Genomic DNA, 24,413 nt, shown 5'->3' on the forward strand with positions numbered 1-24,413 from the left:
AAGTGCCGGTGAGGGCGCCCCGTCCCCACGGAGCCCTCACCGGCGGTCTTTTCGGCCGGTCCGGCGCGTCAGGCGCGGACCAGTTCGCGGTTCTCGTCACCGGCGTCGGACCGCGTGCGCAGCCCCTCGCCCTCGACGTCCACGTTGGGCAGGGCGCGGTCCAGCCACTTCGGCAGCCACCAGGCCCGCTTGCCGAGCAGTGCGAGCACCGCCGGCACGATCGCCATGCGCACGATGAACGCGTCGAAGAAGACGGCGATCGCGAGGCCGAAGCCGATCATCTTGATCATGGACTCGCTGGATCCGATGAACCCGGCGAAGACGGCCATCATGATCACAGCCGCGGCCGTGACCACCCGGGCGCCGTGCCGGAAGCCCGTCACCACCGCCTGGCTCGGCTTCTCGCCGTGGACGTACGCCTCCCGCATCCGGGTCACGAGGAACACCTCGTAGTCCATCGCGAGGCCGAAGACCACGCCGACCATGAAGATCGGCATCATCGACATGACGGGCCCGGTCTCCTCGACGCCCATCAGGCCGGAGAGCCAGCCCCACTGGAAGACCGCGACGACCGCGCCGAGCGCCGCCATCACGCTGAGCAGGAAGCCGAGGGCCGCCTTCAGCGGGACCAGGATCGAGCGGAAGACCACGATCAGCAGCAGGAAGGCGAGGCCGACCACCAGGATCAGATACGGGATCAGCGCGTCGTTGAGCTTCTGCGACACGTCGATGTTCATCGCCGTCGAGCCGGTGACCAGCACCTCGGCGTCCGTGCCCGCCTTGATCTCGGAGCCCTTGTCGCGGATCGCGTGGACCAGTTCCTCGGTGGAGGCGGACGACGGCTTGGAGTCCGGGATGACGGTGATGGTCGCCGTGTCGCCGGCCTTGTTGGGGGCCGCCGGGGTCACGGTGACCACGTCCTTCAGGCCCTTGATCTCGTCGCCGACCTCGGTGAAGGCGGCCTTGGCGTCGTCGCTGCCCTTGGCGTCGACGACGATCATCAGCGGGCCGTTGAAGCCGGGGCCGAAGCCCTCCGACAGCAGGTCGTACGCCTTGCGCTGGGTGGTGGACGTCGGCTGCGCGCCGTCGTCGGGCAGGCCCAGTTCCAGCGAGGCCGCCGGGACGGCCGCGGCACCGAGTCCGAGCACACCGAGCAGCAGCACGGCGACGGGACGCCGTACGACGAAACTCGCCCAGCGGGTGCCCATGTTGGGCTTCGCGGCCTTCGCGGCGGACTTGGCGCGGCCGCCGCCGAGCAGCTTGCTCTTCTCGCCCGCCGGACGCACCCGGCGGCCCGCGAAGCCGAGCAGCGCGGGGATCATGGTCAGCGCGATGAGGACCGCGATGACCACCGTGCCGGCGGCGGCGACGCCCATCTTCGTCAGCATCGGGATGTTGACGACCGACAGACCCACCAGGGCGATGACGACGGTCAGTCCGGCGAAGACGACCGCCGAGCCCGCGGTGCCGACGGCGCGGCCCGCCGCGTCCTCACGGCTGCGGCCCTCGGCGAGTTCGGCGCGGTAGCGGGAGACGATGAACAGGGCGTAGTCGATACCGACCGCGAGGCCGATCATGGACGCCAGGGTGGAGGTGGTGGAGCCCAGGTCGAGGGCGGCGGCCAGGGCCGCGATCGTCGAGACCCCGATGCCGACGCCGATGATCGCGGTCAGCAGCGGCAGCCCCGCCGCGAGCAGCGAGCCGAAGGTGATGACCAGGACCACCGCGGCGATCGCGATGCCGATGATCTCGGTGGCGCCGGTCTCCGGGGTCGTCTGGAGCGCGTCACCGCCGATCTCGACGGTCAGCCCCGCGTCCCGTGCCTCGTCGGCGGCCGTCTCCAGCGCGTCGCGCGAGGAGTCCTCCAGCTCCATGCCGGAGACCTTGTAGCTCACGGAGGCGTAGGCGATGGAGCCGTCCTTGCTGACGGCGTTGCCCTCGTAGGGGTCGGCGACGGAGGCGACCTCGGAGCCGTCGGACAGCTCCTTCACGGTCTTCTCGACGGTGGCCTTGTGGGCGGCGTCCGTCATCTTCTCGCCGTCGGGCGCCTTGAAGACGACCCGGGCGGTGGCGCCGTCGGCGCTCATACCGGGGAAGCGCTGTTCGAGGAGGTCGAAGGCCTTCTGCGCCTCCGTACCCGGAATGGAGAAGGACGAGTTGCCGGCGGCGGGCGCGGAGGCGGCGCCGACGCCCGCGAGGGTCAGCAGGGCGACCCAGATCAGGGCGACGAAGTGCCGTCGCCGGAAGGCGAGCCGGCCGAGTTTGTAGAGGAACGTGGCCACGGAGGCGTACTCCCGGTCAGGTCGTGTGCGGTACAGGGCAGGGGTGATCAGCCCGGCGTGGAGGCAGGGGTGATCGGCCCGACGACGTGAGCGGTGACGTCAGGAAGGGCGGACCGCGGGGACGGTCGGGTGTGTCAGGAGGTGGGGGCGCCGAGGGCGGGGAGGACCACGGCGTCGATGTACGAACGCATGAAGGCCTGGGTCGGCGGCTGGTCGTCCAGCAGCGCCCGGGTGGCGAAGCCACCGACCATCATGTGCAGCAGGAACTCCAGGGCCGGACAGTCCGGGCGGACCTCGCCCCGGTCGACGGCGCGCTGGACCACCTGGTGGAACCCGTTCATCTCGGGCTCCACGAGCTGCGCCCGGAACGCCTGGCGGAGATCGGGGTTGTTGTGCATCGCCATGGCGACACCCCGCATCAGCGCGGAGTTCTGCTCGATGGTGCAGTCGTCCTCGAGCATCACCAGGGCGTGCAGGTCACCGCGGAGGGAGCCGGTGTCGATCCGGTCGGAGTGGTCCGGCTTGCTGTGTCTGAGCGCCTTCACGACCAGTTCGGCCTTGCCGCCCCACTGGCGGTAGAGCGTGGCCTTGCTGGATCGGGTGCGGGCGGCGACGGCGTCCATGGTCAGGGCGTCGTAGCCGACCTCGCGCAGCAGGTCGAGCACGGCCGCGTACAGCTCGGCCTCACGCTCGGGCGTGATGCGACTGCGACGCACCGTCGTGGTCTCAGTCATGCCCCTCACCCTTCCTGCTCCGCCGGTCCGGCGTCTCGGTAGTGCGTACTCCATGAAGATACCCCCCGCCTCAACGAAACGAAACCGTTTCGTACGTGTGCTGGCTCACTTCTGTGAAGAGCGCATAAGAAGGCACCTGGGACGGCGCACCGGCGCGGCACGAGTTGCCCGGCCCCAGTCACCGGAAAAGCATGGGGAGGTGAGCTATCTGCGCATGCCCCATCTCAACGGTGACCTGCTGTGCTTCGTGGCCGAGGACGACCTCTGGCTGGCGCCCCTCGACGGCCCCGGCCGCGCCTGGCGGCTCACCGTCGACCGCACCAAGGCCGGACACCCCCGCTTCTCGCCCGACGGCAGCCGGATCGCCTACACGACCTGGCACAGTCTCGTCCCCGAGATCCATCTGACCCCGGTCGACGGCGGCCCCGGACGGCGGCTGACCTACTGGGGCAGCACCGACACCCAGGTCTGCGGCTGGACGCCCCCCGACGCCGACGGCCACAGCGACATCCTGGCCGTCACCTCCCAGGGCGAGCCCTTCTCCTACTTCACCTGGGCCTACAAGCTCCCCACCGACGGCTCCCCCGGCCGCAAACTGCCCTGGGGCCCGGTCACCGACCTCCAGACCGCCGACATCGACGGCGAGCACCGCACCCTGCTGCTCACCGGCACGCCCCCGCACGAACCCGCCGCGTGGAAGCGCTACCGGGGCGGTGCCATGGGCCGGCTCTGGCTGCACGGACAGCGTCTGCTGCCCGACCTCGACGGCCATCTCGCCTGCCCGCTGCTGGCCGGCGGCCGGGTCACGTTCCTCTCCGACCACGAGGGCGTCGGCAACCTCTACTCCTGCGCCTACGACGGCACCGACCTGCGCCGGCACACCGACCACGACGCGTTCTACGCCCGGCACGCCGCCACCGACGGCACCCGGATCGTCTACCAGTGCGCCGGTGACCTGTGGATCGTCGACGACCTCACGGCCGGCTCCGAGCCGCGCCGGCTCGACGTCCGGCTCAGCGGTCCGCGCGCCGGGCGGCGGCCCTACCAGATCCCGGCCGCCCAGCACGTGGACGGCATCTCCGTCGACGAGACCGGCCGGGCCAGCGCCGTGATCGTCCGCGGCAGCCTGTACTGGCTCACCCACCGCGACGGCCCCGCCCGGACCATCACCGACACCCCCGGCGTCCGGGTACGGCTGCCCGAGATGCTCGGCTCCGGCGGCCAGGTCGCCTACGTCACGGACGCCGAGGGCGAGGACGCCGTCGAGATCGCCTATCTGCCCCGGGCCACCGGCGACCGCCCGCCCCGCCGGCTGGCCTCCGGCGAACTGGGCCGGGTGCTGGAGATGATCTCCGACCCCGAGGGCGAACGGCTCGCCATCGCCGCGCACGACGGCCGGCTCCTCCTCATCGACGCCACCGAGGACTCCAACGGCGAGGTCACCGAGCTGATCTCCTCGGTCAACGGGCCCGTCCGGGATCTCGCCTTCTCCCCCGACGGGGCCTGGCTGACCTGGTCGCACCCGGGGATCGGCCGCTCGCTGCGGCAGATCAAGATGGCCCGCATCAAGGACCGCCTGATCGTCGACGTGACCAACGGCCGGTTCGAGGACGAGAACCCCGTCTTCACCCGCGACGGCCGCTATCTCGCCTTCCTCTCCTGGCGCGGCTTCGACCCGGTCTACGACGTCCACACCGGCGACCTGTCCTTCCCGCTCGGCTGCCGCCCCTATCTGGTGCCGCTGTCCTCCGCGACCCCCTCCCCCTTCGCGCTCACCCCGGAGGGCCGCCCCGCCGCCGGGGGCCTGGACCCCACCGAGGACGAGAACGGCGCGGACGGCACGGTCACCGTCGAGGTCGAGGGCCTGGAGAGCCGGGTGACGCCGTTCCCCGTCTCCGCGTCCAAGTACTCGGCGCTGTACCCGGTGGCCGGCGGCGGACTGGTGTGGCTGCGCTGGCCGATCTCCGGCGCGCTCGGCGAGACCTTCGCCAACCCCGACGACACCAGCGGCCGCCCGACCCTGGAGTACTTCAACATCAGCAAGGCGAAACGGTCCGAACTCGTCGGCGACCTCGACTGGTTCGCGGTCAGCGGCGACGGCACCCGGCTGGTCGTCGTCGACGAGGGCGAACTGCGGGCCGTGCCGTCCACCGAGTCCGGGGACCTCGACTCGACGGTCTGGATCGACCTGCGCCGCATCCTCCACGAGGTCGACCCGGGCGCCGAATGGCGCCAGTCCTACGACGAGGCAGGCCGCCTCACCCGCGCCTACTTCTGGGACCCGGGGATGTGCGGGATCGACTGGGACGCGGTCCTCGACCAGTACCGTCCGCTGGTCGAACGGGTCGCCTCCCCCGACGAGTTCGCCGATCTGCTGCGCGAGGTGCTGGGCGAACTGGGCACCTCGCACGCCTACGTCACCCCCGCCCGCCGCAACGAGGGACCACCGCACTACCAGCGCCGCCAGGGCCTGCTGGGCGCCAACCTCGTGCTGCGGGACGGTGGTTGGACCGTGCGGCGGATCCTGCCCGGCGACTCCTCCGACTCCAAGGCCCGTTCACCGCTGGCCGGCACCGGCATCCGCGAGGGCGCGGTGCTCACCCATGTCGACGGCCGCCCCGTGGACCCCGTGACCGGCCCCTACCCGCTGCTGGCCGGGGCGGGCGGTACGACGGTGGAGCTGACGTTCACCCCCGCCGAGGGCGAGGCGGGCCGCTCCCGCCGGGTGGCGGTCGTCCCGCTGATCGACGAACGCCCCCTGCGCTACCAGGACTGGGTGGCCAAACGGCGCGCGGTGGTACGGGAGTTGAGCGGCGGCAAGTGCGGGTACCTGCACATCCCCGACCTGGGCGGCTCCGGCTGGGCCCAGTTCAACCGCGATCTGCGCATGGAGGTGTCCCGGCCCGCGCTCATCGTGGACGTGCGCGGCAACGCCGGCGGCCACATCAGCGAACTGGTCGTGGAGAAACTGACCCGGACCATCCTGGGCTGGGACCTCACCCGCAACGCCCAGCCGGTGTCGTACGCCTCCAACGCCCCCCGCGGCCCGGTGGTCGCGCTCGCCGACGAGGCGACCTCCTCCGACGGCGACATGATCACCGCGGCCTTCAAACTGCTGGACCTCGGCCCCGTGGTCGGCCAGCGCACCTGGGGCGGAGTGGTCGGCATGACCGGCCGCCACCAGCTCGGCGACGGCACGGTGATCACCGTACCGATGAACGCGGCCTGGTTCGACGCGTACGGCTGGTCCGTCGAGAACCGCGGTGTCATCCCCGACCTGGAGGTCCTGCGCACCCCGCTCGACTGGGCCGAGGGCCGCCACGCCCAGATGGACGACGCGATCCGCCTGGCCCTGGACCTCCTCACCACGAACCCCCCGGCGTCCCCGCCGGACTACAGCACCGTACCGAACCGCTCCCGCCCCAAACTCCCTCCCCGCCAAGCCTCTTGAGGCACGGGAGCTGTGTCTTTTCAGAGACGCCGGGAGCTGGTGCCTTTCAGACGCCGGGAGCTGTGTGCTTTTCAGGGGCGCGGGGAACTGCGCGACCAGCCCCCACGCACCCGCACCCGACAACGCACCGGACACGGACAACGCAAGGCGCCCTCCCCCCGAAGGGGAAGGGCACCCCGCGTGAAGCTGAAGCGTGCGGCGAACCGCTACACCTCGTCCCGCGTCAGACGATCCTCGTCCTCGCGCCGCATCCGCTCGGACTCCGCGTCCGTCTCATGACGGCGGCCACGCTGCTGGACCTGCTCCTTGGCCTGCTGGGCCTTCTGCTTGGCCTGCTGCTGCCACTGCTCGGACTGGTCCTTGAACTTGTCCTTCGTACCCATGTGGGTTCACTCCTGTGGGAGATGAGGGGGGTTGAGGCCCCTTGCCGGGGCCTCGACCAGATTCACACGGGCGGACACGGAGCGCATGTCGATCAACTACGCTGCGTAGCGCGAGCCTCCTCGCGGGCCTCCTCGTCGGCCGCCCCGCCCGCCCCGACCAGCCCGGTCCGCATGCCCGCCAGCCGGGGCGCGAACCGCTTCATCTCCCGCTGCCCCACCGTCCCGATGAGCCCCGGCAGATATCCGCGCACCCCCTGCATCCCGCGCAGCCACCACTGCCCGTACACATGCGAGGAGCGCCGCTCGATGCCGGCCACGATCCGGTCGACGGCCGGACCCAGCGGGTACGTCTTGTTCGACGGCCACGGCAGCCGCTGCCGCAACTCCCGCATGACGTCCTCCTGATCGGCCCCGCGCACCATGTCCGTGTCGGTCCAGGACAGATATCCGACGCCGACCCGTACCCCCCGGTGCCCGACCTCGGCGCGCAGACTGTGCGCGTACGCCTCGACGCCCGACTTGGAGGCGCAGTACGCCGTCATCATCGGCGCCGGGGTGATCGCGGCCAGCGAGGCGATCTGGAGCAGATAGCCGCGGCTCTCCATCAGCAGCGGCAGGAAGGCGCGGGCCGTCACCGCCGAGCCGATGAGGTTGACCTCGATCACCCGCCGCCAGGCCAGCGGGTCGGAGTCCACGAAGGGCCCGCCGCTCGCCACGCCCGCGTTGGCGACGACGGCGTCCACCTTGCCGAAGCGCTCCTTCACCTCCGTCGCGACCCGGGCCATCGCCTCGTGGTCGGTGACGTCGGCGTACCAGTGGCCGCTCTCCCCGTGCAGCCGCTCGGAGACCTCCTTGAGGAGGTCCGGCTCAAGGCCGACCAGCGCGATCGTCGCGCCGCGCGCGGACAGCTTGCGGGCGAGCAGCTCGCCGACGCCCCGCGCCGCGCCCGTGACGACGACGACCTGTCCCTCCAGGCTCACCCTGCTCATGCGCCCTCCTTCAACTGCGTGTACGTGGTGACGAGGGTCCGTATCCGCCCGCTGACCAGCTCGGGCGCCTCGACCGGTGTCATATGGCCGAGGCCCGGCAGTTCGGTCAGCCCGAGGCCGGCCGGCAGCGCGGCGGCGATCCGCCGGGCGTGCACCGGCGGGGTCATCCGGTCGCCGGAGCCGACGATCACCGCTGTCGGCACCCTCAACTCCCGTACGGCGTCGTCCAGATCGAGCGCGCTCAGCACCTGCGACCAGGCGTGCCGCACCCGGCGCGGGCAGGCGTGCACGATCCGGGCGCACGACTCCACCATGTGCGGGGCCGAACCGGCGCCCATCGTGGCGTACTTGAGGATCTTCTTGGCGACCGGTGTGACCGGTCCGAGGGGCGCCTTCGACCCGAGGACGTGCCGGGTCAGCCAGGTCCGCAGCCGCCCGGGCCGCAGCGGTACGACGGTGGACTCGTCCACCAGCCGCGAGGCGCCGGTGCTGCACAGCAGGACGGCCGCCGCGTGCTCCCGGAAACGGTCCCTGCGGGCCGCCGCCAGCACGGTCATCCCGCCCATCGAGTGACCGGCGATCACCGCCTTCTCGCCGGGCGCGAGGGTCGCGGCGAGCACCGCCTCCAGGTCGTCGGCGAGCGCGTCCGTGCTGCACACCGGGCTGTGCTCGGTCCGTCCGTGGCCCCGCTGGTCGTAGGCGATGACCCGGTGGTCGACGGACAGGTCACGGATCTGCGCCGCCCAGAAGGCGGTGGAGCAGGTCCAGCCGTGGGCGAGGACGACAGCCGGGGCGCCGTCGGGGCCGTGCACCTCGACGTGCAGCCGGGTGCCGTCGGCGGAGACGGCGGTCAGCTCGCGGGTCACGCGGTCACCTCGTCCTTCTCGTCCTTCTTCGCCTTCTCGCCTTCGGAGTTCGCGGCGGGCGCGCGCAGCACCTCGTACTCCGCGAGGTCCACCCGGCGGGTCGCGCGCCGGAACTCACCTGTCGTACCGGGCCAGATGGTGGTGTTGCGGCCGCTCGCGTCCAGGTACCAGCTCGTGCAGCCGCCGGTGTTCCACACCGTGCGCTTCATCCGGTCCTGCACCCGCCGGTTCCAGGCGTGCAGCGCGCTCGGGCGGGCGTCGAGGGCGGCGCGGCCTCCGAGGACGTCCAACTGGCGCAGATAGTCGGCCATGTAGTTGAGCTGGGACTCGATCATCAGGATCATGGAGGAGTTCCCGAGGCCGGTGTTGGGCCCGATGATCGTCATCCAGTTGGGGAAGCCGGACGCGGCGGCGCCGCGCAGGGCCTCCATCCCGTCCTTCCAGCTCTCCGCGAGGGTCCGCCCGTCGGCGCCCACGACCCGCTCGGCGATCGGCATGTCGGTGACATGGAAGCCCGTGCCGAAGACGATCACGTCGGCCTCGGTCTCGGTGCCGTCGGCGGCGACCAGCGTGGACCCGCGGACCTCGCTCAGCCCGCTGGCGACGACGTCCACATTGGGCTGGGTGAGCGCCGGGTAGTAGGTGCTGGAGAGCAGGATCCGCTTGCAGCCGATGCGGTAGTCCGGGGTGAGCTTGGCGCGCAGGGCCGGGTCCTTGATCGACCGGGCCATGTTCTGCTTGGCGAGCTTCTCGACCAGGCCGAGCTGGTTCGGGTGCTTGGTGAAGGCCTGCACCTGGAGTTCGCGGATGCCCCAGAGCAGCCCGCGGCGGAGCTGGGTGGTCAGCGGCAGCGCCCGGTGCAGCGCGCGCTCGGCGCCGGAGATGGCCCGGTCGACGCGCGGCATCACCCAGGGCGGGGTGCGCTGGAAGAGGGTGAGCCGGCCGGCCTTCGGCTGGATGGCGGGCACGATCTGGATCGCGGAGGCACCGGTGCCGATCATGGCGACGCGCTGCCCGGTGAGGTCGTGGTCGTGGTCCCAGCGGGCCGAGTGGAAGACCTTGCCGGGGAAGGAGTCCAGACCCGGCACCTCGGGCACCTTCGGGTCGGACAGCGGGCCGGTCGCGGAGACGACGACGTCGGCGGAGTACCGTCCCGCGCTCGTCTCGATGTCCCAGCGCAGTTCCTGGGCGTCCCACGTCATCCGCCGCACCTCGGCGCCCAGCCGCAGATGCGGCCGCAGCCCGAAGGTGTCCGTGACGTGCTCCAGATAGGCGCGGATGTGCTCCTGCCCGGAGAAGGTGCGCGGCCAGTCCGGGTTGGGCGCGAAGGAGAAGGAGTACAGATGCGAGGGCACGTCACAGGCGCACCCCGGATAGCTGTTGTCCCGCCAGGTGCCGCCTACGCTGTCGGCGCGCTCCAGCACGACGAAGTCGGTGATCCCCTCCCGGCGCAGCCGTACGGCGGCTCCCAGCCCGCCGAACCCGGATCCGATCACCGCCACGCGTACGTGTTCGGCCATCCCGTCACCTCCCGGTGCGACTCTGCCAGTGAACACTGGCGCAGTTGGACTGTAGAGCAGCTCCGTACCGAGCGGTAGGGGCCGGGGGAAGGAAAGTTACCGGCGGTACAACATAGGCTTCGCGCGTGGCAGACAAGCGTGAGTACCGCATGGAGGAACTGGCCGAGCGGGCCGGGATCAGTGTGCGCACCCTGCGCTTCTACCGCGAGCGCAAGCTGATCCGGCCGCCGCGCCGGGAGGGCCGTATCGCCTGGTACGACGACAGCCATCTGGCCCGGCTGCACACCATCGCCGCCCTGCTGGAACGCGGCCACACCCTCAACGGCATCGCCGAACTCGCCGACGCCCTCGACCACGGCCGGGACGTCGCCGATCTGCTCGGCGTCGACGGACCCAGCGAGGAGGAGCCGGTCCGTCTCACCCCCGAGGAACTCGCCGCCCGCTTCGAGGGCCAGGTCACCACCGAGAACCTCGCCGCCGCCCTCGACCTCGGCTATCTGGGCACCGACGGCGACGAGATCGTCCACATCAGCCGCCGGCTGCTGGACGTCTCCGCCGCCCTGGTCCAGGAGGGCATCCCGCTCGCGGACGTCCTCGCCGCCGGCGCCCGCGTCCGCGAGCACGCCGACGCCCTCGCCGAACTCTTCACCACCCTGGTCCTGCGCCACGCGGGCGAGCCCTCCCTCCCCCGCCTGCGCCCCCTCGCCCGCAGCGTGGTCGAGGCGGAACTCTCCCTGGCCCTGGACCGTCGCCTGCGCAAGGAGGAGGACCGGGGTCCGGAGCGGCCGGACCAGGCGTCTCCGGGATCTCAGAGGTCGTAGACCACGGTCACCGGGGCGTGGTCCGACCAGCGCTCGGGGTGGGTGGCGGCGCGCTCCACGGTCGCCTTGACGGCCTTCGCCGCGAGCCCGGGCGTCGAGACGTGGTAGTCGATGCGCCAGCCGGAGTCGTTGTCGAAGGCCCGCCCCCGGTACGACCACCAGGTGTACGGTCCGGCCACGTCCGGGTGCAGGCCGCGGACGACATCGACATAGCCGCCCGCCTCGGGGGTGAGGACCTGGGTGAGCCAGTCGCGTTCGACCGGGAGGAAGCCGGAGCTCTTGGTGTTGGAGCGCCAGTTCTTGAGGTCGGCCTGCTGGTGGGCGATGTTCCAGTCGCCGCAGACCAGGACCTCGCGGCCGTCGGCGGCGGCGCGCTCGCGCAGGTCCTTGAGATAGGCGAGGAACTCGGTCATGAACCGGTCCTTCTCGTCCTGACGCGGGGTGCCGACCTCACCGGACGGCAGATAGAGGGAGGCGATCGTCACACCGGGCAGATCGGCCTCGACGTACCGGCCGCTGGCGTCGAACTCGGTCGAGCCGAACCCGATCCGGACGGCGTCCGGCTCACGGCGGCTGTAGAGGGAGACACCGGCCCGGCCCTTGGCGGCGGCGGGGGCGTGGGTGACGAACCAGCCCTCGGGTGCCCTTACCTCGTCGGGCAGTTGCTTCGCCTCGGCCCGCACCTCCTGGAGGCACAGCACATCGGCGGAGGTCCCGGCGAGCCACTCCACGAAGCCCTTCTTCGCGGCGGCCCGCAGCCCATTCACGTTCACGGAGGTCACGGTCAGCACCCGGGCACGATACCGGCCGATTGTGTATACATCTACTGTGAATGACACGCACATACGCCGGGTGCCCTTCGACCACCCCGACGCCGTCAAGCTCAACGACGAGGTCCAGGCCGAGTACCACGAGCGCTACGGCGACGGCGGCGACGCCACGGTCCTGAAGCCCACCGACTTCGAGCCGCCGCGCGGCGTGTACCTCATCGCCTACGACGCCGCGGACCGCCCCGTGGCCACCGGCGGCTGGCGCAGCCAGGACGCGAACGGCGAGGGCAACCAGGACGGCGACGCCGAGCTGAAGCGCATGTTCGTGATCCGCGACATGCGCGGCCGCGGGCTGGCCCGCCGGATGCTGCTCGCCCTGGAGGAGGACGCCCGCGCCGCCGGCCGGACCCGGATGGTCCTGGAAACCGGCACCGAACAGCCGGAGGCGATCGCCCTCTACACCTCCAGCGGCTACGAGCCCTGCGTGAAGTTCGGCTACTACCGCGACTACGACTCCAGCCGCTGCTACGCCAAGCCCCTCACCCCCTGACCCACCCCACCCGCCCCGGCCGTCACCGCCCCCGATTCACGGTGACGGCCCACACGTTGGCCTCTCGGAGTGTTCGGTCCGCATATGGTCGTCGATCATCCGGATGATCTGGCGCAGGCCGTCGTGCGAAACCCAGGGGACCCAACGCGTCACATTGACGGACAGCGCCGCGGGCCGCGGAAAGAGCACGAGCACCGATTGGGCGTCGGCCACCAGCCGGGAGAACGTCTCGCTGCAGAACGGGTGCTCCGCTTCGACGAAAGCCATGACCGAATCGGACAGCGAGGGATACTCGCCGTCATGGATCCAGTTGGCGCCAAACCCGAAAAGCTCCGGAAAGCGCGCCGCCGCCTCCCAGTCCGCCAGGGGCAGATCGGCGAACCCGGCCTCCGGTTCCTGATCGATCCCCCTGATCAGACCGGCCAGCTCGCGCAGGTACTCGTCCCCCGGAACACCGTCCCGCACCGCGTCCAACCGTTCGGTGAACGTACGCGGGAAGAACGCCGGGCCCTCCGACCGCAGCAGGTCGGCCGTGTGGTCGAGCAGGGCGGCAACGGACGCGACAGGAAGCAGCCAGCGCGACGTGTCGGCAGCACACGCGGTACGGACGAAGCGCCTGAGTTCGTCGTCCAGGTCCAGGACGCCCTGCGACTGCCGGGCACGCAGCGCTGTCTCGACCACGCGTCTGACCGGTCCGTCGTTGAAGAGGGTGCCGGTGTGCGAGATCACGTCGCGATCATCTCCATGAACGGGCCAGCGGCGGGGATGCGCCCGCCACGTGACACGGTCTCAGGAGTCCGCGGCGACGCGCCGGCACTGATCCGGAATGGCCAAAGCCCCGGTCGGGTAACCCGACCGGGGCTTTGAGCTGCAGTGGACCTGAGGGGATTTGAACCCCTGGCCCCCTCGATGCGAACGAGGTGCGCTACCGGACTGCGCCACAGGCCCTTGCAACGAGTGAAACTCTAGCATCCCCGTCGGGGTGCTCGGTAATCCGTTCCGTGCGGTCCCGGTGCAGGTCACTCGTTGGCGGCGCGGGGGCGGTCGCCGTCCTCGTACTGGTCGAACAGGGGTGTGCGGCCCCGTTCGCGGGCGCGGCGGGCGGACGCGGCGCGGCGGGCTCCGCTGTGCTTGGCACCGTCGCCGTCGCTGGCACCATCGCCCTCGTCGGCGGCGTCGGCGCCCTTCCTGTCGGCCTCGCCGTCCGACGGTTCCGCGCCGGGCGTCTCCTGGTCCCGGGTGACCGCGCTGGAGCGGGCCGAGCTCCACGCGTCCGGGGTTCCGAGGTCCACGTCGGACGTGGCGCGCGGGGCGACCGGGGCGGTGACGTACGTCGGCAGGGGCACCGGTACCGGGTCCCAACTGTCGCCGTGGCCGGGGCGGCGCTGGCGTTCGCGCTGCTGGTCGACCCACTCCGCGTGGTCGGTCTGCTCGACGAGCGCCCGGCGGTCGGCGGCCAGGGCCAGCAGGCCGGGGTCGGTCTCCGGTTCGGGTACCTCGTGCGGCTCCTCTGGTCCGGCCTCCGGACCGGTGTCCGCCACGGCGGACGAAGGGGACGACGGGGTGCGGCGGCGCGGCTGGCGTTCCCGCAGCCGCTGCGCGGCGACCTCGGCCTGCCTGCGGTCCATCTGGTAGGCGAAGCGGCGTCGCTCCTGGGTGCGCAGATACGCGATGTACGTGCTGAGCAGCAGGGCTGGCACGGCCGGCGCCCAGAGGAAGGCGAGGCCCCCGACCGCCGCGACGATCGCGCCGAGCGTGAAGGCGAGGAACAGCAGCACGGTGGTGCGTCTGCGGCGCGCGAGCACCTTCGAGCGCTGGGCTCGCGCGGCGGCCGCCTCCGCGGAGGGGGAGGGCGTACGCCGGGCGGCCGGGATCCGCGGGGGTGCCGGGGCGGGGGCGCTGTCCGCGGGGGCGGGGGCGGGAGAAGGGGCCGGCGCCGGTTCGCGGGACGCCTGCGGCTCCCCGCGGTCCTGGCCGCCCTCGCCCTCCGGGGCGCCCCGTTCCTGGACGGTCGCCTTGGGCTGGGGCCTGGTCGGGGGCATGGCGAAGGCCCGGACGTCCACCGAGCCGGTGGGGGCGTCCGGAGCGTCGGTGTCGGGCTCCCCCTCCTCGGTGGAGCGCGCCCGCAGGTCCTTGGCGTACCGGCGCTCCATGCCCGCCCGTCCGGACAGCAGCCGGATGGCGGTGCTGAAGCGTTCCGTCGGACGGGCCTCGTTCAGCTCGTCCTGCCTACGGAGCCACATCGGCACCAAGTAGGCGGCCCAGGCCCCGACGATGACTGCGTAGAAGAGGCCGCTGCTGCTCACGTCTCACACGGTAGAGGGGTTTGCGTGAGGCCATCCGCCAATTGAGCCGGTGTGTCGCACGATCTGGCTGATATTTCGAGCTTTTTTTGTGATCGATGCGATCAGCGGGCCACCGAGGGAGCGAATTCATTGCCCGGAGACGGTCATGACTCGATCAACACTCCGCCAATTTCGAACACTTATTCAATTTCCGGGGCCGGCCGGATTCCCGTGCTCGGAGCGGTGCTCCTGCCTGGGGCGGGTGCGCCGCCAGCGGTTCATCAGCCCCTCCGGCACTTCCTCCGACGTGAGCGCGAACACCAGATGGTCGCGCCAGGCGCCGTCGATGTGGAGATAGCGCGGCCGCAGCCCTTCCTCCCGGAATCCGAGTTTCTCCACGACCCGGCGGCTGGGGCCGTTCTCGGGACGAATGCAGACCTCGATGCGGTGCAGTCCGACCGAGCGGAAGCAGTGGTCCACGACGAGTGCGACGGCCGTCGGCATCACCCCGCGGCCGGCCACCGACTGGTCCACCCAGTAGCCGACGTGCCCGGAGCACATCGACCCCCAGGTGATCCCGGCGACCGTCAACTGCCCGACGAGGCGCCCCTGGTACTCGATGACGAACGGCAGCATCCGGCCCGCGTTGGCCTCGGAGCGCAGGTGCCGGACCATCTGGCGGTAGGTCGGCCGGTGCGCGATGGGGCCGCTGGGCGTGGGCGGCGGGATGGTCGCCTCCCAGGGCCGCAGCCAGTCCCGGTTGCGCCGGTTCACCTCACGCCAGGGCCGCTGGTCGCGCAGCTTTATGGGCCGCAGGAGGATGTCGCCCTCCGCGAGCACGACGGGCCAGGACGGGCTGTTCAGCTCGCACCCCCGTGGCTGGGTCTGGAGTGGTCGCCGCCCCGGAGCTGGTCGACGGCGTGGATCAGCAGGGGCTCCAGGACGGCCAGGCCGTCCTTCACCCCGCCGGTGGACCCGGGCAGGTTGACGATCAGCGTGCGCCGCGCCACCCCGGCCAGACCGCGGGAGAGCGCCGCCGTGGGCACCTTGTCCCGGCCGTACGCGCGGATGGCCTCGGCGATGCCCGGCACCTCGTGGTCGACGACCCGGCGGGTCGCCTCGGGGGTGCGGTCGGTGGGCGAGATCCCGGTGCCGCCGGTGGTGACGATCACGTCGTAGCCGCTCTCCGTGCCCTCGCGCAGCGCGGCCTCCACCGGATCGCCGTCGGGGACCACGCGCGGGCCGTCGACCGTGAAGCCGAGGCGGGTCAGGCCGGCCGCGATCAGGGGGCCGCCCCGGTCCTCGTAGACACCGGCGGCGGCCCGGTTGGAGGCGGTCACCACCAGGGCGCGATACGGCGTCCCGCTCATGTCCGGCTCCAGTCGCCCGACTTCCCGCCCGTCTTCTCCTCCACGCGCACGTCCGTGATCACCGCTTCCTTGTCGACGGCCTTGACCATGTCGATCACGGTGAGCGCGGCGACGGAGACCGCGGTGAGCGCCTCCATCTCGACGCCCGTGCGGTCGGTCGTCTTCACCGTGGCGGTGATCTCCACGGCGTCGTCCGCGACCGACAGGTCCAGCTTCACACCCGACACCGACAGCGGGTGGCAGAGCGGGATGAGGTCCGGGGTGCGTTTGGCGCCCATGATGCCCGCGATGCGCGCGGTGGCCAGCGCGTCGCCCTTGGGGACGCCCTCGCCGCGCAGCAGCTCGACCACCCGGGCCGAGACCAGGACGCGTCCGCTGGCGCGGGCGGTGCGCGCGGTGACGTCCTTGCCGGAGACGTCGACCATCCGGGCGGCGCCCGCGGCGTCGATGTGCGTCAGTCGGTCCTGCGTACTCATGCGGTGTGGCGCTCCCGGTCCGGGCCCTTCGCCGTGCGGCGCGGGGCCTGCTGTGCGCGACACGCTACCCCCATGTCGGCGCGCCGGGCGGAACGGGATCGTCCTGTGGACGAGCCCGCGCGCGTGCCCTCCGTCGGCCGTCAGCCGAGGAGGACGACCTCGACCTCCGTGCCCGGGGCGACGGACTCCACGTCCTCGGGGACGACGATCAGCGCGTCGGCGTGGGCGAGGGCCGCGACCAGGTGAGATCCGGCGCCGCCGACCGGACGGACCGTGCCGTCGGTGTGCGTGGCGCGCAGGAACTGTCTGCGCCCCTTGGGCGAGGTCAGGGCCCGGTCCGCGGTGAGCTTCGCGCGCGTGGTGGGCCGGTGGACGTCCTGGAGGCCCATGAGGGTGCGGATGGCGGGGCGCACGAACAGCTCGAAGGAGACGTACGACGACACCGGGTTGCCGGGCAGGGCCAGCAGGGGGATGTGGTCGGGGCCGATGGAGCCGAACCCCTGGGGCTTGCCGGGCTGCATGGCGAGCTTGCGGAAGTCGATGCCGGCGCCGGGTTCGTCCTCGTCGCCGACGTGGGACAGCGCCTCCTTGACGACGTCGTAGGCGCCGACGCTGACCCCGCCGGTGGTGACCAGCAGGTCGGCGCGGACCAACTGGTCCTCGATGGTGGAGCGCAGGGTCTCCGCGTCGTCGGCGACGGCGCCCACCCGGTAGGCGATGGCGCCCGCGTCCCGGGCGGCGGCGGTGAGGGCGAAGCTGTTGGAGTCGTAGATCTGACCGTCGCGCAGTTCCTCGCCGGGCTGGACGAGTTCGCTGCCGGTGGACATGACGACCACGCGCGGGCGGGGGCGGACCCGGACCGTGCCGCGGCCGATCGCGGCGAGCAGGGCGATCTGGGGCGGCCCGAGGACGGTGCCGGCCTCCAGGGCGCGGTCGCCGGCCTTCACGTCGCTGCCCTTGGCGCGCACGTGCGCGCGTGCCTCGGCGGGGCGGTACACGCGCACGTGCCCGGACGCCTGCTCGGGGGCGAGGCTGCGGGCGCGCATCTCGCCGACCTGGCCCGCGCCCAGTCCGCCGTCGGTCCACTCGACGGGGACGACGGCCTCGGCGCCGGGCGGCAGCGGGGCGCCGGTCATGATCCGGGCGGCCTGGCCCGGCCCCACCCGGAGCAGGCCGGACTGGCCCGCCGCGACGTCCCCGACGACCTCCAGGGCCGCCGGGAACTCCTCGCTCGCGCCCGCGACGTCCGCGACCCGGACCGCGTACCCGTCCATGGAGCTGTTGTCGAACGGCGGCAGGGAGACCGGCACCGTGACGTCGTCGACCAGGACGCAGCCCTGGGCGTCGGGGAGTTGCAGCTCGATGGGTTCCAGGGGGCGGACGGTGGCGAGGATGTCCTCCAGGTGCTCGTCCACCGACCAGAGGTGGTCCTGGCCGGTCGGGCGGGGCGCGGTGCTCAAGGTGGCTACATCTCCTCGGTGACGTAACTGCGAAGCCAGGACCGGAAGTCCGGACCCAGATCTTCACGTTCGCACGCGAGTCTGACAATGGCACGCAGATAGTCGCCGCGGTCGCCGGTGTCATAGCGGCGGCCCTTGAAGACGACGCCGTGCACCGGGCCGGCCGCCTTCTCGTCCTGGGCGAGCTGCTGGAGGGCGTCGGTGAGCTGGATCTCGCCGCCGCGGCCGGGCTCGGTCTTGCGCAGCACCTCGAAGATGCCCGCGTCCAGGACGTAGCGGCCGATGATGGCGTAGTTGGAGGGGGCGTCCGCCGGTTCGGGCTTCTCCACCAGGCCGGTCACCTTGACCACGTCGCCGTCGGCGGTGGTCTCGACGGCGGCGCAGCCGTAGAGGTGGATCTGCTCGGGGGCGACCTCCATGAGCGCGACGACGCTGCCGCCGTGCTGCTCGCGCACCTCGATCATGCGCTGGAGCAGCGGGTCGCGGGGGTCGATGAGGTCGTCGCCGAGGAGGACGGCGAAGGGCTCCTGGCCGACGTGTGGGGCCGCGCACAGGACGGCGTGTCCGAGGCCCTTGGGGTCGCCCTGGCGCACGTAGTGCATGGTGGCGAGGTCGCTGGACTCCTGGACCTTGGCGAGGCGCTGGGCGTCGCCCTTCTTCTGGAGGGCCGACTCGAGTTCGTAGTTGCGGTCGAAGTGGTCCTCGAGGGGGCGCTTGTTGCGGCCGGTGATCATGAGGACGTCGTCGAGGCCGGCGGTGACGGCCTCCTCGACCACGTACTGGATCGCGGGCTTGTCCACGACCGGCAGCATCTCCTTGGGAGTGGCCTTGGTCGCCGGCAGGAACCGGGTGCCGAGGCCGGCTGCGGGGATGACAGCCTTGCTGATCCTGGGGTGCGACTGAGTCATGTCGGCAACCTTATCCGGTGGCTTTGTGCGGAATCTGTAGCTCCGGTTAATTAGTGCTCATATGAACCGATTGGAGTGGAACGGATGCCGACGATGCGTCACGGAGGGACCGGAGCAGAGTCTGACAAACATATGTTGCGGCGAGAGTTCCTGGCCGTGAGAAGCAGGTTGACGGCGGATGACCTGCGGGCGACGGCGGCCGCGCTGGCGGACCGCGCCCTGGAGCTGCCCGAGTTGGCGCACGCGCGCACGGTGGCGGCGTACGTCTCGGTGGGCGCCGAGCCCGGCACCCGCGCCCTGCTGGACGCGCTGCACGCGCGGGGCGTGCGGGTCCTGCTCCCCGCGCTGCTGCCGGACAACGACCTGGACTGGGGCGCGTACACCGGCGAGGACTCCCTCGCGCGCGTGCGGCACGGCGGCCGGATGGCGCTGCTGGAACCCGCCGGCGAACGGCTCGGCCCGGACGCCGTGACCGGGGCCGACGTGGTGCTCCTGCCCGGACTCGCGGTCGACGCGCGCGGGATGCGGCTGGGACGCGGCGGCGGCTCGTACGACCGGGTGCTGGCGCGGCTGGACCGTGCGGGGGCCCGCCCGGCGCTCGTCGTGCTGCTCTACGACACCGAGGTCGTCGCCCGTGTCCCCGCGGAGGCCCACGACCGGCCGGTGCGGGCCGTGGTGACACCGTCGGGGATCCGCCGCTTCACCTGACGGGCCGTGACCGGCACAGGGGAAGGGCCCCTCCACACGCGTGTGGAGGGGCCCTTTTCCGTGCGCCTCGTCAGGGCTTGAGCAGGAGCGTGTCGCTGGTGCTCTCCTCGACCGCCTTCTTCGAGAACGCCCAGTCGAGCAGCTCGCCCTTGGCCCACTTCCCGGTCTGGTCCGTGTAGTGGGCGCTGAACGCGTGCCCCGAGGCGCCCGTCAGGTTGATCCACTTGGACTTGTCGGGGTCGGCGAGGTTGACCACCATCCGCATCGACGGCACCCAGACGACGCCGTAGCCGCCCGCCGCGTTCCAGCCGGTCGCGTCGACCGCCGCCTCGCCGCCGCCGAGCTTCCAGGGGCCGCGGTTGAGGACGTACTGGATGAAGTCGGGGCCGCTGGTGCCCAGGGTCTGGTTCTTCAGGAACAGGCGGTGCAGCCGGCCCCAGCTCCAGGTGTCGATGTCCTTGCCCAGCTCCGCGGTCAGCTCCCAGCGGGCGTCGATCATGGCGCGCTTGAGCAGGTCGTCACGGTTGCGGTCGGCGCCCTCGCGGGTGCCCGACTCGGGCGTGGTCCACCAGTCGCTGTCCGGCTTGTCCATGAGCTTGCGCACCACCTGGAACCAGCGGTCGCCGCCGTCGGGCTGCGCCTGGTCGGGCTCGCGCTGGCCGCACTCGCGGACCTTCTGGGTGTTGTCCACGGGGCTGGTGCTGTTGGCCGGGTCGACCAGCAGGCACTGTCCCTCCACCCGCAGCTCCTTGGGCAGCTTGTTGCCGAAGGCCAGCTTGAGGACGTTGCGCCAGACCGCGTTGAAGTAGGCGGCCGCGGCCGAGTCGGCGTCCTGGGTGAAGTTCCAGCCCTGGAGCAGGTCCTGCGCCTCGCGGACCTCCGGGTCGTCGACGTCGATCTTCAGCAGGGTGGGCACCAGCACCTGGGCGATCTCGCTGCTGTTGTCCGTCTGCATCTGCCGCATGTCATCGGTGGAGATCTTGCCGCCACCCTTGAGCTTGTTCTTGATCAGCTCGGTGATCCGCTGGCTGCGGGTGCCGTAGCCCCAGTCCGTGGTGAGCGTGTACGGCACCTTGTCCTGGTCGACCACGGCCTGGTTGGCGGTGACGATGTAGCCGCGGTCCGGGTTGTACTCGTAGGGCAGCTCGTCGAAGCCGATCCAGCCCGTCCACTTGTTCTCGGACTCCCAGCCCGCGACCGGCACGGCCCCGGTGTCGCCCTTCGCGCGCGTGGGGATGCGGCCGGGGAGCTGGTAGCCGATGTTCCCGGCGGTGTCCGCGTAGACCAGGTTCTGCGACGGCACGTCGAACTGCTTCGCCGCGTCCCGGAAGTCGTCCCAGTCCTTCGCCCGGTTCATGGCGAAGACGGCGTCCATGGTGGTGCCCGCCTCCAGGGCGGTCCACTTCAGGGCGATGCCGTAGCCGTCGCCCCGGTCGGGCGCCGCGTTGTCGACGGTGGCCTTCTGGCCGACCTTGACCAGTTCCTTGCTGCGGTCGGACAGCAGGGGCATGCCGTCCTGGGTCTCCCGGACGACGATCTTCTTGGCGTCCCCGCCGGCGACCTCGATGGTCTCCTCACGCGTGGTGAAGGGCCGCACCTTGCCGTCGTAGAGGTAGCCCTCGCCGGAGAGCTTCTCCAGGTAGAGGTCGGTGACGTCGGCGCCGGAGTTGGTCATGCCCCAGGCGATGTCCTGGTTGTGGCCGATGACCACGCCGGGCATGCCGGCGAAGGTGTAGCCGGTGACGTCGTACTGGCACTTGGCGGAGACCGCGCGGCAGTGCAGGCCCATCTGGTACCAGACCGAGGGCAGCGACGCCGACAGGTGCGGGTCGTTGGCCAGCAGCGGCTTGCCGGTGATCGTGTGGTCGCCGTCGACGACCCAGGAGTTGGAGCCGATGCCGTTGCCGTTCACACCGACCGCCGCGGGCAGGTCGTCGAGGACGTCGTAGAGGCCCACGAGCTGACCCTGGAGGCCCGAGGTGTCCGAGGAGGTGCCGCTGCCGTCCGAGGTGCCGGAGGAGCCGTCCGTGCCCCCTGTGGCGCCCGTGGAGCCCGCGGTGCCCGTGGCGTTCGAGGAGCCCGTCGTGCCGTCCGTCGAGGAGCCCTCCGAGCCGCCCGCCTTGAACGCCTGGTTCAGGGCGCTGTACTCGCCCTCCTGGACGATCGTGTTGGGCTCGCCGTCGACCTTGTACGGGTAGGCCGGGTAGAGGTCCTCGATCTGCTGCGGGCCGAGACGGCTGGTCATCAGGGCGCGGTCGATCTCGTCCTGCATGTTGCCGCGCAGGTCCCAGGCCATCGCCTTCAGCCAGGACACCGAGTCGACGGGGGTCCACTCGGCGGGCTCGTAGTCGTTGACGAAGCCGAGCGCCGCGTACTCCAGGGAGATCTCGTCGGCGTCCTTGCCCGCGAGATAGGCGTTGACGCCCTTGGCGTACGCCTGGAGGTACTTCTTGGTGGAGGGCGACAGCTTCTTGTCGTACTCCTCCTTCGCGACGCGTTCCCAGCCCAGGGTGCGCAGGAACTCGTCGTTGTCGATCTGGTCCGCGCCGAACATCTCCGACAGCCGGCCGGACGTCAGGTGCCGGCGGACGTCCATCTCGTAGAACCGGTCCTGCGCCTGGACGAAGCCCTGCGCCATGAAGAGGTCCTCGTCGGAGGAGGCGTAGATCTGCGGGATGCCGTGGCCGTCCCGCTTCACGTCGACCGGGCCGGAGAGGCCGTCGAGCGTGATCGAACCCGTCGTCTGCGGGAACGACGCCCGCACGGTGCTGATCGACCAGTACGCGCCGAACGCGATGCCGCCGATCAAGGCCAGCACCAGCACAAGCACGATAAGACGGGCTTTGCGCCCCTTCTTCCTGCCGGACTTGCCGGGCTTGTCACCCGTTGAGGCGGTGGTGTTGGGGGGCATCGCTGTCCTTGCTGTCCTAACGCGAGCGGCAGGCGGTCCTGGAGTGCTGGAGCAACCATAGGCGCAGGGCCTCACGCGACTTGACGCGGACCGGTGATCCAGCACGGAAGGATGTTCGATCTTGCCGCGCCGAGCGTCAAGGAATCGTCAAGAGTTAGGTAAGGTAACGAAGTAGTTGGACCCGTGGCGCCGCCGCCTCGTGTCCACTGGAGAAGTGCGCCCGCGCGCGGCACGCACGCGCGCCAGGGAAGGGAACCGCCGCTGTCTGTCCACGACCTCAACGAACTGCTGCTCGTCTGCTCGCTCGTCCTGCTCCTCGCCGTCGCCGCGGTCCGGATCTCGTCACGCAGCGGGCTCCCCAGCCTGCTCGTGTACCTGGGCATCGGCGTCCTCATGGGCCAGGACGGCATCGGCGACATCAAGTTCGACAACGCCGAGCTGACCCAGGTCATCGGCTACGCGGCCCTCGTCGTGATCCTCGCCGAGGGCGGTCTGGGCACGAAGTGGAAGGAGATCAAGCCGGCCCTGCCGGCCGCCACCGCGCTGGCCCTGGCCGGGGTCGCGGTCAGCGTGGGCGTCACCGCCACGGCCGCGCACTATCTGATCGGCCTCGAGTGGCGCCAGGCGCTCATCATCGGGGCGGTCGTCTCCTCGACGGACGCGGCGGCGGTGTTCTCCGTGCTGCGCCGCATCCCGCTGCCCGCGCGCGTGACGGGCACCCTGGAGGCCGAGTCCGGCTTCAACGACGCCCCGGTCGTGATCCTCGTCGTCGCCTTCTCCGCCTCCGGTCCGGTGGAGCACTGGTACGTGCTGGTCGGCGAGATAGTGCTGGAGCTGGCCATCGGCGCCGCCATCGGACTCGCGGTGGGCTGGCTGGGCTCGTGGGGTCTGCGGCACGTGGCACTGCCCGCGTCCGGCCTCTACCCGATCGCCGTGATGGCGATCGCGGTCACCGCGTACGCGTCGGGCGCCATGGCGCACGGCAGCGGCTTCCTCGCCGTCTATCTCGCCTCGATGGTCATGGGCAACGCCAAGCTGCCGCACTGGCCGGCCACCCGCGGGTTCGCCGAGGGGCTCGGCTGGCTCGCCCAGATCGGCATGTTCGTGCTGCTCGGCCTGCTGGTCTCCCCGCACGAGCTGGGCGACGACGTGTGGCCCGCGCTGATCATCGGGCTGGTGCTGACGATGGTGGCCCGACCGCTGAGCGTGCTGCTGTGTCTGACGCCGTTCCGGGTGCCGTGGCAGGAGCAGACCCTGATGTCCTGGGCCGGGCTGCGCGGCGCGGTGCCCATCGTCCTGGCGACGATCCCCATGGTGCAGGGCGTCGACTCCAGCCGCCGCATCTTCAACATCGTCTTCGTGCTGGTCGTCGTCTACACCCTGGTGCAGGGCCCGACGCTGCCCTGGCTGGCCGCCAAGCTCCGGCTGGGCGGCGACAGCGAGGCCACCGACCTCGGGATCGAGTCGGCCCCCCTGGAGCGGCTGCGCGGGCATCTGCTGTCCGTCGCGATCCCGGAGGGCTCGCGGATGCACGGCGTCGAGGTCAACGAGCTGCGGATGCCTCCCGGGTCCGCGGTCACCCTCGTCGTGCGCGACGGGACGTCGTTCGTGCCGATGCCCACGACGGTGCTGCAACACGGCGACGAACTCCTCGTGGTCGCCACCGACCCGGTCCGGGACGCGGCCGAACGACGGCTGCGCGCCGTCGGCCGCGGCGGCAAGCTCGCCGGCTGGCTGGGCACGAACGGCGCCTCCCGCGCGGGGCGCGAGGTGCGGCGGGACGCGCGTTAAGGGCACATTGCGGGCTGCTCACACGGGTGTCATTCGGAGGCCGGGGCGCCCGTGGTGCTCCTTTTCACAGGTGTGTGCGGCGACGCCCCTGTACGATGAAGGCGCACTTTGATCGAACCAACTCTGCCTGACGCAGAG

The 24,413-nt window shown here is 71.4% G+C and carries 20 protein-coding genes and 1 tRNA gene; 5 read left to right on the forward strand and 16 right to left on the reverse strand.

The window, feature by feature from the left end:
- Positions 1 to 68: 68 nt before the first annotated feature.
- Positions 69 to 2,282, reverse strand: coding sequence for an MMPL family transporter (locus AFM16_RS16675; RefSeq protein ID WP_078633782.1), 2,214 nt, complete (start codon positions 2,280 to 2,282; stop codon positions 69 to 71).
- Between the two features lie 134 nt (positions 2,283 to 2,416).
- A complete protein-coding gene (locus AFM16_RS16680) occupies positions 2,417 to 3,016 on the reverse strand; it encodes a TetR/AcrR family transcriptional regulator (protein ID WP_030792438.1) in 600 nt (199 codons plus the stop codon).
- 199 nt (positions 3,017 to 3,215) lie between these two features.
- On the opposite strand from AFM16_RS16680, the gene AFM16_RS16685 reads away from it, so the two are divergent.
- Positions 3,216 to 6,467 (forward strand): S41 family peptidase, encoded by a 3,252-nt coding sequence (locus AFM16_RS16685; protein ID WP_078633783.1) that lies wholly within the window; start codon positions 3,216 to 3,218, stop codon positions 6,465 to 6,467.
- 206 nt (positions 6,468 to 6,673) lie between these two features.
- Here AFM16_RS16685 and AFM16_RS39375 read toward each other — a convergent pair whose 3' ends face one another.
- From AFM16_RS39375 to AFM16_RS16700, 4 genes are all read right to left on the reverse strand, one after another.
- Positions 6,674 to 6,850, reverse strand: a complete 177-nt coding sequence (locus tag AFM16_RS39375; protein ID WP_167797200.1) for a hypothetical protein — start codon at positions 6,848 to 6,850, stop codon at positions 6,674 to 6,676.
- Between the two features lie 92 nt (positions 6,851 to 6,942).
- Positions 6,943 to 7,839: an SDR family oxidoreductase gene (locus tag AFM16_RS16690; protein ID WP_030792431.1), complete on the reverse strand. Its 897-nt coding sequence runs from the start codon at positions 7,837 to 7,839 to the stop codon at positions 6,943 to 6,945.
- Positions 7,836 to 8,705 carry an alpha/beta fold hydrolase gene (locus AFM16_RS16695; RefSeq protein ID WP_078633784.1) on the reverse strand — a complete coding sequence of 290 codons (870 nt, stop codon included), beginning with the start codon at positions 8,703 to 8,705 and terminating at the stop codon, positions 7,836 to 7,838. The genes AFM16_RS16690 and AFM16_RS16695 overlap by 4 nt, the downstream gene beginning before the upstream one ends.
- Positions 8,702 to 10,225, reverse strand: a complete 1,524-nt coding sequence (locus AFM16_RS16700; protein ID WP_078633785.1) for a flavin-containing monooxygenase — start codon at positions 10,223 to 10,225, stop codon at positions 8,702 to 8,704. Before AFM16_RS16700 ends, AFM16_RS16695 begins: the two co-directional genes overlap by 4 nt.
- Before the next feature lie 125 nt (positions 10,226 to 10,350).
- On the opposite strand from AFM16_RS16700, the gene AFM16_RS16705 reads away from it, so the two are divergent.
- Positions 10,351 to 11,046, forward strand: coding sequence for a MerR family transcriptional regulator (locus AFM16_RS16705; protein ID WP_030792422.1), 696 nt, complete (start codon positions 10,351 to 10,353; stop codon positions 11,044 to 11,046).
- Here AFM16_RS16705 and AFM16_RS16710 read toward each other — a convergent pair.
- Positions 11,034 to 11,828: an exodeoxyribonuclease III gene (locus tag AFM16_RS16710; RefSeq protein ID WP_245177979.1), complete on the reverse strand. Its 795-nt coding sequence runs from the start codon at positions 11,826 to 11,828 to the stop codon at positions 11,034 to 11,036. The two genes, AFM16_RS16705 and AFM16_RS16710, sit on opposite strands and share 13 nt — an antisense overlap.
- Positions 11,829 to 11,874: 46 nt before the next feature.
- On the opposite strand from AFM16_RS16710, the gene AFM16_RS16715 reads away from it, so the two are divergent.
- Positions 11,875 to 12,366, forward strand: coding sequence for a GNAT family N-acetyltransferase (locus tag AFM16_RS16715; protein WP_078636978.1), 492 nt, complete (start codon positions 11,875 to 11,877; stop codon positions 12,364 to 12,366).
- Between the two features lie 36 nt (positions 12,367 to 12,402).
- Here AFM16_RS16715 and AFM16_RS16720 read toward each other — a convergent pair whose 3' ends face one another.
- The 8 genes from AFM16_RS16720 to galU all read right to left on the reverse strand — a co-directional run bounded on the left by AFM16_RS16720 (position 12,403) and on the right by galU (position 18,865).
- Positions 12,403 to 13,095: a hypothetical protein gene (locus AFM16_RS16720; RefSeq protein WP_078633787.1), complete on the reverse strand. Its 693-nt coding sequence runs from the start codon at positions 13,093 to 13,095 to the stop codon at positions 12,403 to 12,405.
- A gap of 145 nt (positions 13,096 to 13,240) precedes the next feature.
- A tRNA-Ala gene (locus AFM16_RS16725) sits at positions 13,241 to 13,314 on the reverse strand.
- A 71-nt stretch (positions 13,315 to 13,385) separates the two neighbouring features.
- Positions 13,386 to 14,672 (reverse strand): divisome protein SepX/GlpR, encoded by a 1,287-nt coding sequence (gene sepX / locus AFM16_RS16730; RefSeq protein ID WP_078633788.1) that lies wholly within the window; start codon positions 14,670 to 14,672, stop codon positions 13,386 to 13,388.
- A 183-nt stretch (positions 14,673 to 14,855) separates the two neighbouring features.
- Entirely contained in the window at positions 14,856 to 15,491 is a 636-nt protein-coding gene (locus AFM16_RS16735) for a GNAT family N-acetyltransferase (RefSeq protein WP_030792374.1), read from the reverse strand.
- A 20-nt stretch (positions 15,492 to 15,511) separates the two neighbouring features.
- The gene (locus AFM16_RS16740) at positions 15,512 to 16,021 is read right to left on the reverse strand and encodes a MogA/MoaB family molybdenum cofactor biosynthesis protein (RefSeq protein WP_078633789.1); all 510 of its coding nucleotides are present in this window, start codon (positions 16,019 to 16,021) and stop codon (positions 15,512 to 15,514) included.
- Complete coding sequence (moaC, locus tag AFM16_RS16745) at positions 16,018 to 16,497, reverse strand: cyclic pyranopterin monophosphate synthase MoaC (RefSeq protein WP_030792368.1); 480 nt, start codon at positions 16,495 to 16,497, stop codon at positions 16,018 to 16,020. Before moaC ends, AFM16_RS16740 begins: the two co-directional genes overlap by 4 nt.
- 140 nt (positions 16,498 to 16,637) lie before the next feature.
- Positions 16,638 to 17,957 carry a molybdotransferase-like divisome protein Glp gene (glp, locus tag AFM16_RS16750; protein WP_078633790.1) on the reverse strand — a complete coding sequence of 440 codons (1,320 nt, stop codon included), beginning with the start codon at positions 17,955 to 17,957 and terminating at the stop codon, positions 16,638 to 16,640.
- Between the two features lie 5 nt (positions 17,958 to 17,962).
- Positions 17,963 to 18,865, reverse strand: a complete 903-nt coding sequence (gene galU / locus AFM16_RS16755) for a UTP--glucose-1-phosphate uridylyltransferase GalU (RefSeq protein WP_030792362.1) — start codon at positions 18,863 to 18,865, stop codon at positions 17,963 to 17,965.
- A 93-nt stretch (positions 18,866 to 18,958) separates the two neighbouring features.
- On the opposite strand from galU, the gene AFM16_RS16760 reads away from it, so the two are divergent.
- Positions 18,959 to 19,573, forward strand: coding sequence for a 5-formyltetrahydrofolate cyclo-ligase (locus AFM16_RS16760; RefSeq protein ID WP_078636979.1), 615 nt, complete (start codon positions 18,959 to 18,961; stop codon positions 19,571 to 19,573).
- A gap of 70 nt (positions 19,574 to 19,643) precedes the next feature.
- On the opposite strand, the gene AFM16_RS16765 is transcribed toward AFM16_RS16760, so the two are convergent.
- Positions 19,644 to 22,484 (reverse strand): penicillin acylase family protein, encoded by a 2,841-nt coding sequence (locus AFM16_RS16765; RefSeq protein ID WP_078633791.1) that lies wholly within the window; start codon positions 22,482 to 22,484, stop codon positions 19,644 to 19,646.
- 183 nt (positions 22,485 to 22,667) lie between these two features.
- On the opposite strand from AFM16_RS16765, the gene AFM16_RS16770 reads away from it, so the two are divergent.
- A complete protein-coding gene (locus AFM16_RS16770) occupies positions 22,668 to 24,275 on the forward strand; it encodes a potassium/proton antiporter (protein WP_078633792.1) in 1,608 nt (535 codons plus the stop codon).
- Positions 24,276 to 24,413: the final 138 nt, after the last annotated feature.

Source organism: Streptomyces antibioticus, from assembly GCF_002019855.1.
Taxonomy (GTDB): Bacteria; Actinomycetota; Actinomycetes; order Streptomycetales; family Streptomycetaceae; genus Streptomyces; species Streptomyces antibioticus_B.

What these genes read in the sequence shown, in the direction of transcription:
- AFM16_RS16680 (WP_030792438.1), bottom strand. Translation starts at nt 3,016, where the DNA reads ATGACTGAGACCACGACGGTGCGTCGCAGTCGCATCACGCCCGAGCGT.
- AFM16_RS39375 (WP_167797200.1), bottom strand. Translation starts at nt 6,850, where the DNA reads ATGGGTACGAAGGACAAGTTCAAGGACCAGTCCGAGCAGTGGCAGCAG.
- AFM16_RS16690 (WP_030792431.1), bottom strand. Translation starts at nt 7,839, where the DNA reads ATGAGCAGGGTGAGCCTGGAGGGACAGGTCGTCGTCGTCACGGGCGCG.
- AFM16_RS16700 (WP_078633785.1), bottom strand. Translation starts at nt 10,225, where the DNA reads ATGGCCGAACACGTACGCGTGGCGGTGATCGGATCCGGGTTCGGCGGG.
- AFM16_RS16740 (WP_078633789.1), bottom strand. Translation starts at nt 16,021, where the DNA reads ATGAGCGGGACGCCGTATCGCGCCCTGGTGGTGACCGCCTCCAACCGG.
- moaC (WP_030792368.1), bottom strand. Translation starts at nt 16,497, where the DNA reads ATGAGTACGCAGGACCGACTGACGCACATCGACGCCGCGGGCGCCGCC.
- galU (WP_030792362.1), bottom strand. Translation starts at nt 18,865, where the DNA reads ATGACTCAGTCGCACCCCAGGATCAGCAAGGCTGTCATCCCCGCAGCC.
- AFM16_RS16760 (WP_078636979.1), top strand. Translation starts at nt 18,959, where the DNA reads ATGCGTCACGGAGGGACCGGAGCAGAGTCTGACAAACATATGTTGCGG.
- AFM16_RS16765 (WP_078633791.1), bottom strand. Translation starts at nt 22,484, where the DNA reads ATGCCCCCCAACACCACCGCCTCAACGGGTGACAAGCCCGGCAAGTCC.